Source organism: Oleomonas cavernae (assembly GCF_003590945.1).
Lineage (GTDB): Bacteria > Pseudomonadota > Alphaproteobacteria > Zavarziniales > Zavarziniaceae > Zavarzinia > Zavarzinia cavernae.
This window is the reverse complement of the sequence record NZ_QYUK01000008.1, coordinates 616,112-628,288: the sequence shown is the minus strand read 5'-3', so window position 1 is coordinate 628,288 and position 12,177 is coordinate 616,112. Positions and strand designations below refer to the sequence as shown.

The 12,177-nt window shown below is 64.7% G+C and carries 17 protein-coding genes and 1 tRNA gene; 7 read left to right on the top strand and 11 right to left on the bottom strand.

Annotated features, from left to right (window positions below; translation table 11 throughout):
• Positions 1-3: 3 nt before the first annotated feature.
• Positions 4-2,229 (bottom strand): glycine--tRNA ligase subunit beta, encoded by a 2,226-nt coding sequence (gene glyS / locus D3874_RS03305; protein ID WP_119776463.1) that lies wholly within the window; start codon positions 2,227-2,229, stop codon positions 4-6.
• Complete coding sequence (locus D3874_RS03300; protein ID WP_119776461.1) at positions 2,229-3,110, bottom strand: glycine--tRNA ligase subunit alpha; 882 nt, start codon at positions 3,108-3,110, stop codon at positions 2,229-2,231. Before D3874_RS03300 ends, glyS begins: the two co-directional genes overlap by 1 nt.
• A 176-nt stretch (positions 3,111-3,286) precedes the next feature.
• On the opposite strand from D3874_RS03300, the gene lysM reads away from it, so the two are divergent.
• Entirely contained in the window at positions 3,287-3,757 is a 471-nt protein-coding gene (gene lysM, locus D3874_RS03295) for a peptidoglycan-binding protein LysM (RefSeq protein ID WP_119776458.1), read from the top strand.
• 156 nt (positions 3,758-3,913) lie between these two features.
• Here lysM and D3874_RS03290 read toward each other — a convergent pair whose 3' ends face one another.
• From D3874_RS03290 to D3874_RS03280, 3 genes are read right to left on the bottom strand one after another with little or no spacing between them, the layout of a single operon-like run.
• Complete coding sequence (locus tag D3874_RS03290) at positions 3,914-4,126, bottom strand: hypothetical protein (protein ID WP_119776456.1); 213 nt, start codon at positions 4,124-4,126, stop codon at positions 3,914-3,916.
• Positions 4,127-4,136: 10 nt separating this feature from the next.
• On the bottom strand, positions 4,137-5,006 hold the full coding sequence (locus D3874_RS03285; RefSeq protein WP_119776453.1) for a S49 family peptidase: 870 nt from the start codon (positions 5,004-5,006) through the stop codon (positions 4,137-4,139).
• 35 nt (positions 5,007-5,041) lie between these two features.
• Positions 5,042-5,950, bottom strand: coding sequence for a LysR family transcriptional regulator (locus tag D3874_RS03280; RefSeq protein ID WP_119776450.1), 909 nt, complete (start codon positions 5,948-5,950; stop codon positions 5,042-5,044).
• A 140-nt stretch (positions 5,951-6,090) separates the two neighbouring features.
• On the opposite strand from D3874_RS03280, the gene D3874_RS03275 reads away from it, so the two are divergent.
• On the top strand, positions 6,091-6,294 hold the full coding sequence (locus tag D3874_RS03275; protein WP_119776447.1) for a DUF1127 domain-containing protein: 204 nt from the start codon (positions 6,091-6,093) through the stop codon (positions 6,292-6,294).
• Here D3874_RS03275 and D3874_RS03270 read toward each other — a convergent pair.
• Both D3874_RS03270 and D3874_RS03265 read right to left on the bottom strand, forming a co-directional pair.
• Positions 6,288-7,022 carry a tRNA1(Val) (adenine(37)-N6)-methyltransferase gene (locus D3874_RS03270; RefSeq protein WP_119776445.1) on the bottom strand — a complete coding sequence of 245 codons (735 nt, stop codon included), beginning with the start codon at positions 7,020-7,022 and terminating at the stop codon, positions 6,288-6,290. The two genes, D3874_RS03275 and D3874_RS03270, sit on opposite strands and share 7 nt — an antisense overlap.
• The gene (locus D3874_RS03265; RefSeq protein ID WP_119776442.1) at positions 7,019-7,240 is read right to left on the bottom strand and encodes a putative signal transducing protein; all 222 of its coding nucleotides are present in this window, start codon (positions 7,238-7,240) and stop codon (positions 7,019-7,021) included. Before D3874_RS03265 ends, D3874_RS03270 begins: the two co-directional genes overlap by 4 nt.
• Positions 7,241-7,351: 111 nt before the next feature.
• Here D3874_RS03265 and D3874_RS03260 point away from each other — a divergent pair, with 111 nt between their 5' ends.
• Positions 7,352-8,428 carry a polyprenyl synthetase family protein gene (locus tag D3874_RS03260; protein WP_119776439.1) on the top strand — a complete coding sequence of 359 codons (1,077 nt, stop codon included), beginning with the start codon at positions 7,352-7,354 and terminating at the stop codon, positions 8,426-8,428.
• 88 nt (positions 8,429-8,516) lie between these two features.
• Here the strand turns inward: D3874_RS03260 and D3874_RS31825 are convergent, their stop codons facing one another.
• Positions 8,517-8,594 carry an SEC-C metal-binding domain-containing protein gene (locus tag D3874_RS31825; protein WP_408899956.1) on the bottom strand — a complete coding sequence of 26 codons (78 nt, stop codon included), beginning with the start codon at positions 8,592-8,594 and terminating at the stop codon, positions 8,517-8,519.
• A gap of 288 nt (positions 8,595-8,882) precedes the next feature.
• Here D3874_RS31825 and D3874_RS03250 point away from each other — a divergent pair.
• Positions 8,883-8,959 (top strand) — tRNA-Pro (locus D3874_RS03250).
• 233 nt (positions 8,960-9,192) lie between these two features.
• Here the strand turns inward: D3874_RS03250 and D3874_RS03245 are convergent.
• Both D3874_RS03245 and D3874_RS03240 read right to left on the bottom strand, forming a co-directional pair.
• Positions 9,193-9,522 (bottom strand): hypothetical protein, encoded by a 330-nt coding sequence (locus D3874_RS03245; protein ID WP_147385503.1) that lies wholly within the window; start codon positions 9,520-9,522, stop codon positions 9,193-9,195.
• Positions 9,519-10,175: an XRE family transcriptional regulator gene (locus D3874_RS03240; protein ID WP_119776433.1), complete on the bottom strand. Its 657-nt coding sequence runs from the start codon at positions 10,173-10,175 to the stop codon at positions 9,519-9,521. The genes D3874_RS03245 and D3874_RS03240 overlap by 4 nt, the downstream gene beginning before the upstream one ends.
• A gap of 154 nt (positions 10,176-10,329) precedes the next feature.
• Here D3874_RS03240 and D3874_RS03235 point away from each other — a divergent pair, with 154 nt between their 5' ends.
• Both D3874_RS03235 and D3874_RS03230 read left to right on the top strand, forming a co-directional pair.
• Positions 10,330-10,704, top strand: coding sequence for a helix-turn-helix domain-containing protein (locus D3874_RS03235; RefSeq protein WP_147385502.1), 375 nt, complete (start codon positions 10,330-10,332; stop codon positions 10,702-10,704).
• A 1-nt stretch (position 10,705) separates the two neighbouring features.
• Complete coding sequence (locus tag D3874_RS03230; RefSeq protein ID WP_119776428.1) at positions 10,706-10,999, top strand: hypothetical protein; 294 nt, start codon at positions 10,706-10,708, stop codon at positions 10,997-10,999.
• A 29-nt stretch (positions 11,000-11,028) separates the two neighbouring features.
• On the opposite strand, the gene D3874_RS03225 is transcribed toward D3874_RS03230, so the two are convergent.
• Positions 11,029-11,559, bottom strand: a complete 531-nt coding sequence (locus D3874_RS03225; RefSeq protein WP_119776426.1) for a hypothetical protein — start codon at positions 11,557-11,559, stop codon at positions 11,029-11,031.
• Positions 11,560-11,654: 95 nt separating this feature from the next.
• On the opposite strand from D3874_RS03225, the gene D3874_RS03220 reads away from it, so the two are divergent.
• Positions 11,655-12,104, top strand: coding sequence for a hypothetical protein (locus D3874_RS03220; RefSeq protein WP_158595806.1), 450 nt, complete (start codon positions 11,655-11,657; stop codon positions 12,102-12,104).
• Positions 12,105-12,177: the final 73 nt, after the last annotated feature.

Below are 12,177 nucleotides of genomic sequence, written 5' to 3'. Positions count from 1 at the left end.
CTCCTATCCCTCGATACGCGAGAAATCCGCGACTTCGCTCAAGGTTGCGCGGATCTCGGCCAAAAGTTTCAGACGATTGACCCTGAGGGCCGCATCGTCGGCATTGACGGTGACCTTCTCGAAGAAGGCATCGACCGGCTTGCGCAGCAGGGCCAGTGCCTGCATCGTCTCGGCAAAGCCTTCCTTGGCCAGGGCGGCACGGGCCAGTGGCAGCACCTCGTCCAGCCGGGCGCCCAGAGCGCGCTCCTCATCGGCGGCGAACAGGGCGCGATCAGCCGGTCCGGCGTAAGCGGTGCCGTCCTTCTTCTCCTCGATGCGGAGGATGTTGGACGCCCGACGATAGGCGGCCAGCACGTTCTTGCCGTCCTCGGTGTCGAGGAAGGATTTCAGCGCCTCGACCTTCGCCACTAGGCGCGTCAGGTCATCTTCCGTGCCGTCGCCCAAGGCAGCGTTGATAAGGTCGTGCGCAGTGCCCTGTTCTTTCAAGGAAACCTTCAGCCTGTCAGTTAAGAACTGCAGGAGTTGAGATCTGATTGCGACTATTGAAGCTGGTGGAACGGTAATGTGTTGCGAACCGGTTGCCCCACTCTGACTCAGGGTGAATGTCTCCGATGACCGCGTATCTGGGGAAACCATTGTTTCATTGAAAGGCACAAATGCCTCTCTGATCACTGTCCCAAGATTGATTCGAATTTTGTTCTCGAGCACTAACCGAATAACGCCAAGGGCCGCGCGGCGGAGTGCAAATGGATCTTTAGATCCGGTTGGCCTTTCCCCGATAAAATAGAAGCCCGTCAACGTGTCGATCTTGTCTGCAAGCGCTACCGCGATGGAGACCAGCGCCACCGGGCAATCGTCGCCTGGACCTTGCGGCTTCCAATGGTCGGCGATGGCGGCAGCGACCTCACCGGGTTCGCCGTCGTTCTCGGCCAGGTAACGACCCATGACACCCTGGACTTCGGGGAATTCGCCGACGACACCCGAAACCAGATCCGCCTTGGCGAGGAGGGCCGCGCGATCGGTCAAGGCGAGATCGGCCTCGATCTCACGGGCAATTGCATGTGCCAAGTTGCGGACACGGGCGACCTTGGCGCCTACGGTGCCAAGCTTGGCGTGGAACACGATGCCATCGAGCGACGCCACACGGTCTTCCAGGCGCACCTTCAGGTCGTTGTCCCAGAAGAACTTGGCGTCCGACAGCCTGGCGCGGAGCACGCGCTCGTTACCAGCCACGATGGCGGTGCCGCCGTCCTTGGCCAGCAGGTTGGCGACGGTCAGGAAGCGCGGGGCCATCTTGCCCGTCTGCGGGTCGCGCAGGGCGAAGTATTTCTGGTTGGCGCGCATGGTCGAGGTCAGGACCTCGGCCGGGACGGTCATGAATTCGTCGTCGATCCTGCCCATCAGGGGCACCGGCCATTCGACCAGGCCGGCGACCTCGTCCAGCAGGTCCGGATCGGGCGTCACTTCAAGGCCCGCTTGACCCGCGATCAGGGCCGCGTCCTGCCAGATCGCGCGCTTGCGCTCCTCCGGGTCCAGCATGACATAGGCGCGGCGAAGCTTGGCCTCGTAATCGGCGAAGGACGAGACCTCGAACGGCGCGCCGCCCATGAAGCGGTGGCCGGCCGTGACACTGCCCGAGGATATATTGTGACCGGTATCGCCCACCACCATGGAAGATCCAATGGCCGCTTGACCGATCCCTGGCGAGGTCTTCACAGGCACCGCTGATCCATCGAAAAGGACGATCATCGAATGGATGGGGCGGACCCACTTAAATTTCGAACTCAAACCGTTCTCCGAGCCGCCCCAACGAAGCGACTTAGGCCATGGGAAGCTCCACATGACCTGGGGCAGCAGCTCGGCGATCACATCGGTGGTCGGGCGGCCGCGCCGCTCGATCGTCGCCATATAGAAGCTGCCCTTGTCGGTCTCGCGCACTTCCAGCGCCTCGCGGGCGATACCCGCCGAGGTGCAGAAGCCGGCAATCGCCTGCTCGGGCGCGCCGACGCGCGGGCCGCGGCGTTCTTCCTTGAGATCCGCCTGGGCGGCGTCCAGGCCGTCGATCACCAGGGCCAGGCGGCGCGGGGTGACGAAGGCGCGGGCCTGGGTGAAGTTCAGGCCCACGGCCTTGAGGCCGTCGGTGATGAGACGCTTGAAGTCTTCGACGGCGCGGGGCTGCATGCGGGCCGGAATTTCCTCGCAGCGGATCTCGATCAGCAACTCGGGCATCACTGGGCCTCCACTTGAGAGGCAACCCAGGCTTCGCAGCAGCCCTTGGCCAGCGTGCGCACGCGGCCGATATAGGCGGCGCGCTCGGTCACCGAGATGACGCCGCGGGCATCGAGCAGGTTGAACAGGTGGCTGGCCTTCATGCACTGGTCATAGGCGGGCAGGGCCAGCGGCACGGCGAGGAGCGACTGACACTCCGCCTCCGCGTCCTTGAAGTGCTGGAACAGGCGATCGGTGTTGGCGTGTTCGAAATTGAAGGCGGAGAATTCGCGTTCGGCCTGGTGGTAGACGTCGCGGTATTTGACGCCTTTGCCGTTCCACTCGATGTCGTAGATGCTGTCCACGCCCTGGACATACATGGCCAGGCGCTCCAGGCCATAGGTGATCTCGGCGCTGACCGGATCGCAATCGATGCCGCCGACCTGCTGGAAATAGGTGAACTGGCTCACCTCCATGCCGTCGCACCAGACTTCCCAGCCCAGGCCCCAGGCGCCCAGAGTCGGGCTTTCCCAGTCGTCCTCGACGAAGCGGATGTCGTGGTTGTCGATATCGATCCCTAAGGCCTTCAGGCTGCCCAGGTAGAGGTCCAGCACGTCGGCCGGGCTGGGCTTCAGGATCACCTGGAACTGGTAGTAGTGCTGGAGGCGGTTGGGGTTCTCGCCATAGCGGCCGTCCTTGGGCCGGCGCGACGGCTGGACATAGGCCGCGTTCCACGGCTTGGGGCCCAGCGAGCGCAGGGTGGTGGCGGGGTGGAAGGTGCCGGCGCCCACTTCCATGTCATAGGGCTGCATCAGCACGCAGCCCTGGCGAGCCCAATAGGTTTGAAGCGTGAGGATCAGTTCTTGGAAGGGCGGGGCTTTCGCCGCCGATTGCGCCGACATGAGACTGTACTACCTGGGCCAAGGCGTGAAGGTGGCCGCGAAAGTAGAAGCCGGCCCCGGTCGGGTCAACCCCGCCGCCTGCCGCAGGGTCATTGGACTTTGTGCTGTCACCGCCGGTGGCTAGAGTGGGCCCTGTATGGCTTACCGGGATTCGCAACTGGTTCAGGAGAGCAGCAATGGGCGTTTTCGACTTCATCAAGGCCGCGGGCGAGCGTTTGGGGATCGGCGGGGCGCCGGCGACCTCGGAAAGCAAGGAAGTGACCCCGCCGCCGACGGCCGAACAGGTCCAGGCGCTGGTGGCCAAGCTGAACCTGGCGGTCGACGACATTCAGGTGAAGCTGAACGGCGACACGGTCGAGGTGTCCGGCACGGCCGCGTCCAACGAGGCGCGGGAGAAGGCGATTCTGGCCGCCGGCAACATCGCCGGGGTGGCCCGGGTCAGCGAAAGCATCACGACGCCCGACGGCGAGGCGGCGTCGACCTTCTATACCGTGGTCAAGGGCGACACCCTGTGGAAGATCGCCGAGAGCCACTACGGCAAGGGCAAGGGCGGCAAGTACACGGTGATCTTCGAGGCCAACAAGCCGATGCTGAAGGATCCCGACAAGATCTATCCCGGCCAGAACCTGCGCATTCCGGCGCTTTGAGTCGCTAAGAGCCCTCTCCGCCCTTCAGGGGGAGAGGGTTGGGTGAGGTGGGTTGACGGCGTAAAGCAGGCTTTCGCCCGGTCCACCACCTCACCCTCCCGCCGCTTGCGCGTCGGGCCTCGCCCTCTCCCCCGCAAGCGGCGGAGAGGGGTTTGGTCAGGACCGCTCGCAGACGTGGTTCTTGGGCACGTAGGCGCCGCAGCGGGGGCAGCGTTCCAGGTCCTCGGCGGTCAGGCTTTCCGGGCGGCTGGGCTTGGCCGGCGGCACTTCGGGCTTCCTGGGGGCGTTGCCCAGGATCAGCCGCTTGATCGAGACATAGAGCAGGCCCAGGCCGATCAGGATCGCCGCGATTTTGAGGAGCAGGCCCACCGCCGGTTCCTCAGAGGCCGAAACGCGACCACAGGCCGCGCGCTTCGACCGTGGCGATCAGGCCGCCGGCCAGGCCTTCGCCCAGGCCGGGGGCGCTTTCGGCACCGATGCGAGGCCCGAAGGGGAACAGCCGGCGGCCGCGATGGGCGATCGGCACCAGGCGCACCTTGGGGCCGTATTCGGCCTTGAGCGTGGTGCGGATTTCGCCGACACCGTCGATCAGCCCCAGGTCCACAGCGCGCTGGCCGATCCAGACATCGCCGTTGAACAGGACGTCGGCCCCGGCGGTCAGCTTGCCGCCGCGCCGGCCGGTGACCATGTCCTTGAAGCCGGTATGCACGTCGGCCTGCAATTCCTTCAGCCGCTCGATGTCTTCTGCCTTTTCCGGCAGGAACGGGTCGAGGCGCCGCTTGTTCTCGCCGGCGGTATAGAGGCGGCGCTCTATCCCTAGCTTCTCGATCGCCTTCTCGAAGCCGAAACCGCCCGAGACCACGCCGATCGAGCCGACGATCGACATGGGATGGGCATAGATGCGGTCGGCTGCGATCGCCAGCATATAGCCGCCCGAGGCCGCCACATCCTCGCAGAAGGCGAAGACGGGGATGTTCTTCTCCTCGGCCAGCGCCCGGATGCGCTGGTAGATCAGGGCCGATTGGGCCGCGGCGCCGCCGGGCGAGTTGATCACCAGGGCCACGGCCGACAGCGGCTTCACCCTGAAGGCGCGCTCGATCAGTTCGGCGGTGCTGGAAATAGTCAGGCCCTGGCGCAACCCGCCCAGCCCCCCGATCACGCCTTCCAGGCGCAGCACCGCGACGACAGGGGGACGCTGGCCGCCGAGGGCGGCGGGCAGCAGGCGGCGAAGACGATCGATGAAGGACATGATGAGGCACAAGATGGGGTAGCGGTGGCCGCGTCTCAAGCCTTAAGCGTCGGCGGGGCGGCGCCGAGCGTCATCACCGCGTCGCGCACCAGGCGCAGGGCCAGGCTGTCGGGCTTGTCGCGGCGCTGGGCCAGGGCGATGACGCGGCTGAGCGGCGGGTCGAGCGGGCGGACCACGAAGCGGTCGCGGGCGACGCCGTCCATCGCCGCCTCGGTCTGGATGATGGTGTAGCCCAGGCCGGCGCCGACGATCGCCTTCACCGCCTCCAGGCCGTTGTATTCCAGGATCGGCTGGGGGCGGACGCCGCCGGCCGCCAGCCATTCCAGGATCAGGGCGGTGAGGTTGGAACCGCGTTCCTCGATCACCAGGGGCATGTTGGCCAGGTCGGCCGGGCGCGGGCGGTCGGGCAGGTTCGGCCGGTCGCCGGGGAGGATGGCAACGAGTTGCTTGGTATTGATCGGGGTGATCTCGATCAGCGGATGCTGGGCCGGCAGGGTGACCACCCCCAGGTCCAGCCGGTTGGCCAGCAATTGTTCGACGATGCCTGAGGTGGTGCCGGTGACCACCGAAACCTCGACGTTGGGGTGGCTGTCGCGCAGGCGCCGCAACACCGGCGGCAGCAGGTAGGTCAAGGTCGCCGCCCCGCTGCCGATGCGCACCTTGCCCAGGTAGCCGTCGCGATGGCGGTGCATGGTCAGGTCGGCCTGTTCGACCTCCGCCTGGATGCGGCGGGCGTGGGCGGCGAGATCGGTGCCGGCAGCGGTGGGGAAGGCCCGCTTGCCCAGGCGCTCGATCAGGCGCAGGCCGACCCGGGATTCGAGTTCGCGGACCTGGATGCTGACCGCCGGCTGGCTGAGGTTCAACTGCCGGGCCGCGGCCGAGAAATTGCCCAGCTCGATTACGGCAAGGAAGCTGCGGAGCTGGTCCAGGTTGAAATCTCGCATATATAAAAATTGAATATGGTTTTCATAAAAACAATAAAATTTTTCAATTAATCAGGATGTGGTTCACTGCGCCTTGTCGAACTCATCGACATGACAGTGCTGTTCAGCGGGCGCGCTCAGGCGGGCCTGAAGGAGGAATCATGCGTTCGCCGTCGAGTACCGTCTCGTCGCCGTCTCTGCCCCGCGCGGGGGTGTTGCAGCACCTGTGGCCTGCCCTGGCCGCTTTCCTGGAGCGGCGCCGGGCGCGGCGGGCCCTCCAGAACATGGATGCCCACCTGCTGCGCGACATCGGGTTGCACCGCTCGCAGATCGAGGCGGCGGTGCGGGGCGACCAGCCCTATTGAGCCGGCAAGGGGCCGCCGTCGCGCAGCACAGCCTGGGCGGCGGCGGTGAAGGCGCCGTCGGCCTGGTGCAGGACCAGGCCGGGCAGGAGGCTGGCCGGGGTGTTGCGGCCCATGGTGCCGGCCACCAGCACCCGCTTGGCCTCGGCACCCGCCTTGGGCCACAGGGGCAGGATGGTGATGGCGCCCAGGCGGCCTTCGATGCGGTAGAGGATTTCGGGCAGGCGGTCGGCCCGGTGGATCAGGTGCAGGCGACCCTTGGGCTTCAGCGCCTTGATCGCCTCGTCGATCCAGGTGCCCAAGTCGGCACCACCTTCCATATGGGCGTCGCGCAGGTCCTCGGCCGGCACGGTGCCGCGGCCGGCCTCCAGATAGGGCGGGTTGGTCATGACCGCGTCGAAGCCCTGGCGGGGGACGCCGTCCTCGATCGCGCGCTGCTGCCACTGCACCCGCTCCGCCATGCCGTTCAGGGCGGTGGAGCGGGCGGCGAGTTCCAGCGCGGCGGGATTGGCGTCGAGACCTGTCAGGCGCAGGTCGGGCCGGCGGGCGGCCAGGCAGAACAGGGCGGCGCCGGTGCCGCAGCCCATGTCCAGCACCTTGGCGCCCTTGGGCGCGGCGACGAAGGCGGCCAGCAGGATCGGGTCGATCGCGGCGCGATAGCCCTGGGCGGGCTGCAGCAGGCGGACGCGGCCGCCCAGCAGGGTATTCTCGGTGACGCTGAAATCGCTCATGGCCGCAGTTCGTGGCCGACGCCGGCCTGGGCCAGCAGCCAGCGGGCCCGGTCCTTGTCGTCGACATCGACCATGATCCGCCGGGGCAGCAGGCCCAGCGACCCGTCCACGGCGCTGGTGTGGCCGTCCAGCACCGCGACCACGATTCCCTCGGCCTTCAGCATCGATTCGACGAAGGAAATCAGCACGAGATCGTTGGTCCGGATCAGTTCTTCCACGTCGGTATTCTCCCAGTTGCGCCGGTGACGCGGCGGAGAGCCGCAATCGGTTAGGTTGACCGGCCTTGGACCGGGCCAATATGCTGCGCGCAACTCTATGCCGGCAGGAGTATGGGCTTGGCCGTGGTCGTAACACTCGAAGACGGGCGCAACAAGGACGGGCAGGCAGCCCGGCCGGCGGCGGCGTCGTCTGCCAATGCGCCATCTGCCAACGCGCTCGACACCTTGCTTGCCCTGGTCGCCGCCGATTTTGCCGCGGTGGATCACGAGATCCGCACCCGCATGGTCTCGGAAGTGGCGCTGATCCCCGAATTGGCGGGCCATATCATCGCCTCGGGCGGCAAGCGCCTGCGCCCGGTGCTGCTGCTGGCGGCGGCCCGGATGTGCGGCTATGGCGGCGGGATCCGCCATATTCGCCTCGCCGCCTGCGTCGAATTCATTCATACCGCGACCCTGCTCCATGACGACGTGGTCGACGAATCGGCCCTGCGCCGGGGCAAGGCCACCGCCAATGTGGTCTGGGGTAACCAGGCCAGCGTGCTGGTGGGCGACTTCCTGTTCACCCGTTCGTTCCAGATCATGACCGAGGACGGCTCGCTCAAGGTGCTCTCGATCCTGTGCGAGGCCGCCGCCGTGATCGCCGAGGGCGAGGTGATGCAGCTCACCACCGCCAACAACCTCGCCACCACCGAAGAGTCCTACCTCAAGGTGATCGCGGCCAAGACCGCCGCCCTGTTCGCCGCGGCGACGCGGGTGGGCGCCGTGGTGGCCGACCGGGACGAGCGCGAGGAAGCAGCGCTTCAAGCCTATGGCGACAACCTGGGCATCGCCTTCCAACTGGTCGACGATGCGCTCGACTATCAGGCGGACGAGAAGACCCTGGGCAAGTCGGTGGGCGACGATTTCCGCGAAGGCAAGATCACCCTGCCGGTGGTACTGGCCTTTGCCCGCGCCGATGCGGAAGAGCAGGCGTTCTGGCGCCGCTGCATGGAAGACCGCGAGCAGACCGAGGACGATCTGGTGCGGGCTACCACCCTGATGGCCCGCCACGGCACCCTGGCCGAGACCATCGCCCGGGCGCGACACTATGGCGACCTTGCCCGCGCGGCACTGCAAATCTTCCCCGACAGCGCCTATCGCCGGGCCCTGGAAGGCATCATCGATTTCTGCATCGAGCGGGCTTACTGAGGCTTCCGCCCGGATCAGCCATCCGCCCGCGCGGGCGGATGGCTTTTCGCCGGCTCAATCACGGAAATAGTCGTCGCGCATCACGCCGTCACGCCGGCCACTGGCCAGGCAGCAGCGCTTGAAACCGGCGTCCCGAGCCGCACGGGCAGGGATCGTTGCGGCCCAGTTTCTCGACGAGTTCCTTATCGCCGTGGACGATGCGGATGCCCCGCTTGACCCGGGTTTCCGAGTTGAAAGCCCCTCCGGCGCTTGCTCAGCGGCTCAAAAGCAGAAGCGGGCTTCGAATTTGTCCTTGCACACGATGGCCTCCCATTGCTGAAGGCGACCGGGCAATGCCCTGTCGCGGGCGTTCTTTAGGGCGCCCTGCCGTATCGGGCAAGCGCTGTTTGGCAGGATGGGCAAAGTGAGTGCTTGAACCGGCCCCATGCCGATGCTACAAGGCGCGCCTCCCGGTCGGAGTGTAGCTCAGCCTGGTAGAGCACTAGCTTCGGGAGCTAGGGGCCGGAGGTTCGAATCCTCTCACTCCGACCAACATCGATCCTTTGGATCGACGCACTGGGCCGCCGCAAGGCGGCCTTTTGCTTTTCGCGGCATGGCCATGTTGTGAGGTGAACGATAGGATGAACACACTCAGGGATCCGGGATTATCCGGGATATAACGGGACCAGGCGGGACCTAAACCCGCAGAAAACATAGACAATCAATAAAAATTGGTCCGCGAATTCCCGACGAGCAGAGGGGCGACGCGACGTTTAGGGGTGCACCTAAATAGGGTTGCCTTGATGGTCGACCATCTTAGTGACGTAGACCTTTACCTGGCCGTCGTCATAGAGGGCCGCTTTGCATGTAGCGATTGCCCGCAGCGGAACGCCCATCCTGTTGCTGGCGTCGAAGGTGATCTCGTAGAGGAGATCTCGACCCAGAGCCCATCGGTCATCCGCGGTCTGCTTGACGGAAATAAAGTCAACCGACGAAGGAGAGACCGCCATTTGGCGGACCTTCTCTTTGCATTCAGAAACGCCGCCATCCAGTTGGCAACCGGACAAGGCTATCACGCCTAAAAGTGAGGCTGTTGCTACTAGAGACTTGGTCACGCTAGAGCCCCTCCGCTCCACACTACCTGACCGATTATGCGGATATCGCGGGTCTCGTCATTGTCTAATTGCTCTTCAGGAAATGACTTGTTGTCGGAGGTTAGGAAGATCTCGCCCTTGAGGGTGCGCCTGACCCTTTTCACGAACAGCGTGTCATCCACGACCAAGGCGTAGATACGCCCATTGGACAGGGCTTGGTCGGTCTTGTCGATCAGAAGGGTGGCGCCGTCGCCGATCGTCGGCTCCATCGAATTGCCTTCGGCCAGGGCCATGATCAGGTGCTTTGGATTGCGCCGCGTAACTCTCCTCGCCCACTCCTCCGGTACCGTAAGGCTATGAAAAGCCTCATCCTCTGGCGCCGCTGAGCGCCCGTTGCCGGCAGAGAATGCAACCGCATAGTGCGGTATCTCGATCAACAACAAGCCCACCGCCGACACCTCTGACGGATGGCTCAAAGGCGTGGCGCCGGTGACTAGCCAAGCCGTGTCGCAGCCAATTTCGGCTAGCCGCTGGACGGCTGAAACCTTGAGTTCTGTCTCGTCGGCCTCGTATCGGCTCAACGACCGTTGGGTAGTGCCAATCGCGTCGGCGAATTCCTCCTGCGAGAGTCCCTTGCTCTCCCGAAATTGCTTTAGGCGCGCACCCACGGTCATGTGTCGGCCCCACCGGCATTGCGAAAAAATGTTTCGCAATGCCACCTCGTTTCGCAATGCTCCCGCCGCCCCGGATTTGCCATATCTGGCAATGAGATAGGCAAGGGTCCAGCCATCTTCGCGCGCCTAAGCATCGCGAAATGACAAATCCGGCTTGTTTAGCCGTTTTTGTCCTGTTATCGTCGCCGACATGGCAATCGCAACGTCAACTTTAGACATCCCAAAAAATCCCGCCGAAAGGCGGGCGTGGATCCTTTACCGACTGAAGTGCAAGGGCTCGAACTTCCGTGCCCTGGCACGGGAGTTAGGGTGCAGCCACCAAGCCATCTCGATCGCCGCCGGCGGCATGCCGTCGCGCCATATCGAGCTAGCCCTGGCAGCCAGAATTGGCGTGCGCCAACAGGAACTCTTCCCCGAGCACTACGACAAAAATGGCCGGCGGCTTCCGCTTGCACGTTCAACCGAACGCATTGGCAAGGGTAGCCGCCCTGCGGCGCAACACAATGTCGAAAAGACGGAGGCCGCCTGACATGGAAGACAACCAGAAGCCGTGGGACATGGCCGGCAAAGCCCGCGCCGAAGTGCTTCACCGCCAGCGCGAAAAGGTCGAGGGCCAGAGGGCGCAGGTAAGGCGCTCAAAGCAGACTGCGGCTGAGCGAGAAAGCGAGGGCGAGGTGATCACCCTACTGCGCGAAATTCGGTACCTGATCGCCTTCAATATCGCGAACACGCTGCCGATGGCGGGGGTGGGTATCCGGACCATGGGCGAAACGATGGACATACTGTTGGCCGGCGCCGCCAACCATGCCAGCGAAGAGCGCTGATCATGGCGGGCAATGAGGACGCGCGCTACCTACCAGTCGCCGTCAAACCTGCTGGACCTCTTGACTGTCGCAATAGTGACGCCGGCCGCGCCCGAACGCCCGCTGTCGAACATGACGCGCGTCTCGCAGCGCGGGCACTTCAACGTGTCCATCCCAAATGGCCCCTGCTTCTCAAGCTGGAGTATCGATTTCTGGGACTGGTCGAAGCAATTTGCACAGAGGTGGGCGTCGCGCTGAAGATGCTCGACGTCCGGTTTTACCGCGTATGCAAACGAGTTCGGGGCAATCTGCCGAAGCTCATAGTTTTGAGCATCGATCTTAAACTGAACCAAGCGGTTGTTCTCTTGCTCAAGCTCTCGGCATCGATCCGTGAGCGCCAGAACCGCCTCCTGCGCCTCTCTCAACCTATCGGTCATGTCGTCGATCATCGCCTCGATCTTGAGCCGGTTCTCCCGATCGAGCTTGCCGCCGATGGCTTTAATGGTCTCTCGGCCAGCCTTGAAGGCCGTCACGGCGCCATTCACGACGCTCAATCCAGTTGCGATTTCGGTCAGGACCATGGTGTTTCAGCGCCCTCTACGACTAGAGATATTAGTGTAGCTGATTCGAGCAACCTCGCGGAGTCCCCGCGAAATTTCGGCGAAGTGGCCTGACCATGGCCCCACGCGCTCGTTCTGCCGATACCAGACAGGGCAGCCTGCTCGTGGAATTCGAGGCTGTCGGGCAGCCGCCCGGGCCGGCCGAGGGCAGCCTGGATATCGCGGCCGAGCTGTGCGCAGCGCTGGCTCGGGCGATCAAGGATTGCCCGCTGAGCCGGGCGGAGATCGCCGCCCGCATGTCCGACCTGACGGGCAAGGCGATCACCGAGGCGATGCTGAATTCCTGGACCAGCAAGGCCCATGACGGCTGGCGGTTCCCGTTCGAGTTTGCGCCTGCCTTTGAGGTGGCGACCGGCAGCCAGTGCCTGCAACTGCTCCTCGCCCGCAAGCGCGGCACGCTGATCATGACCCCACGCGATGGCCGCGACGCGGAGATCGGCCGCCTGCAACGCGAGATCCGCGCCGACAAGCAGCGCCTGCGCGACCTCCTCGGGGGCGGCGTATGAAAGCCTGGGTAACGATCGGCGAAATCGCATCGGCGCTCGGGCTTAGCAAGCGTGCGGCCGAGATCCGGGCTGA

What these genes read in the sequence shown, in the direction of transcription:
- D3874_RS03285 (WP_119776453.1), bottom strand. Translation starts at nt 5,006, where the DNA reads ATGTCCTTCATCGATCGTCTTCGCCGCCTGCTGCCCGCCGCCCTCGGC.
- D3874_RS03275 (WP_119776447.1), top strand. Translation starts at nt 6,091, where the DNA reads ATGCGTTCGCCGTCGAGTACCGTCTCGTCGCCGTCTCTGCCCCGCGCG.
- D3874_RS03225 (WP_119776426.1), bottom strand. Translation starts at nt 11,559, where the DNA reads ATGGTCCTGACCGAAATCGCAACTGGATTGAGCGTCGTGAATGGCGCC.
- D3874_RS03240 (WP_119776433.1), bottom strand. Translation starts at nt 10,175, where the DNA reads ATGACCGTGGGTGCGCGCCTAAAGCAATTTCGGGAGAGCAAGGGACTC.
- D3874_RS03280 (WP_119776450.1), bottom strand. Translation starts at nt 5,950, where the DNA reads ATGCGAGATTTCAACCTGGACCAGCTCCGCAGCTTCCTTGCCGTAATC.
- glyS (WP_119776463.1), bottom strand. Translation starts at nt 2,229, where the DNA reads ATGCCCGAGTTGCTGATCGAGATCCGCTGCGAGGAAATTCCGGCCCGC.
- D3874_RS03230 (WP_119776428.1), top strand. Translation starts at nt 10,706, where the DNA reads ATGGAAGACAACCAGAAGCCGTGGGACATGGCCGGCAAAGCCCGCGCC.
- D3874_RS03300 (WP_119776461.1), bottom strand. Translation starts at nt 3,110, where the DNA reads ATGTCGGCGCAATCGGCGGCGAAAGCCCCGCCCTTCCAAGAACTGATC.
- D3874_RS03270 (WP_119776445.1), bottom strand. Translation starts at nt 7,022, where the DNA reads ATGAGCGATTTCAGCGTCACCGAGAATACCCTGCTGGGCGGCCGCGTC.
- D3874_RS03260 (WP_119776439.1), top strand. Translation starts at nt 7,352, where the DNA reads ATGGGCTTGGCCGTGGTCGTAACACTCGAAGACGGGCGCAACAAGGAC.
- D3874_RS03220 (WP_158595806.1), top strand. Translation starts at nt 11,655, where the DNA reads ATGGCCCCACGCGCTCGTTCTGCCGATACCAGACAGGGCAGCCTGCTC.
- lysM (WP_119776458.1), top strand. Translation starts at nt 3,287, where the DNA reads ATGGGCGTTTTCGACTTCATCAAGGCCGCGGGCGAGCGTTTGGGGATC.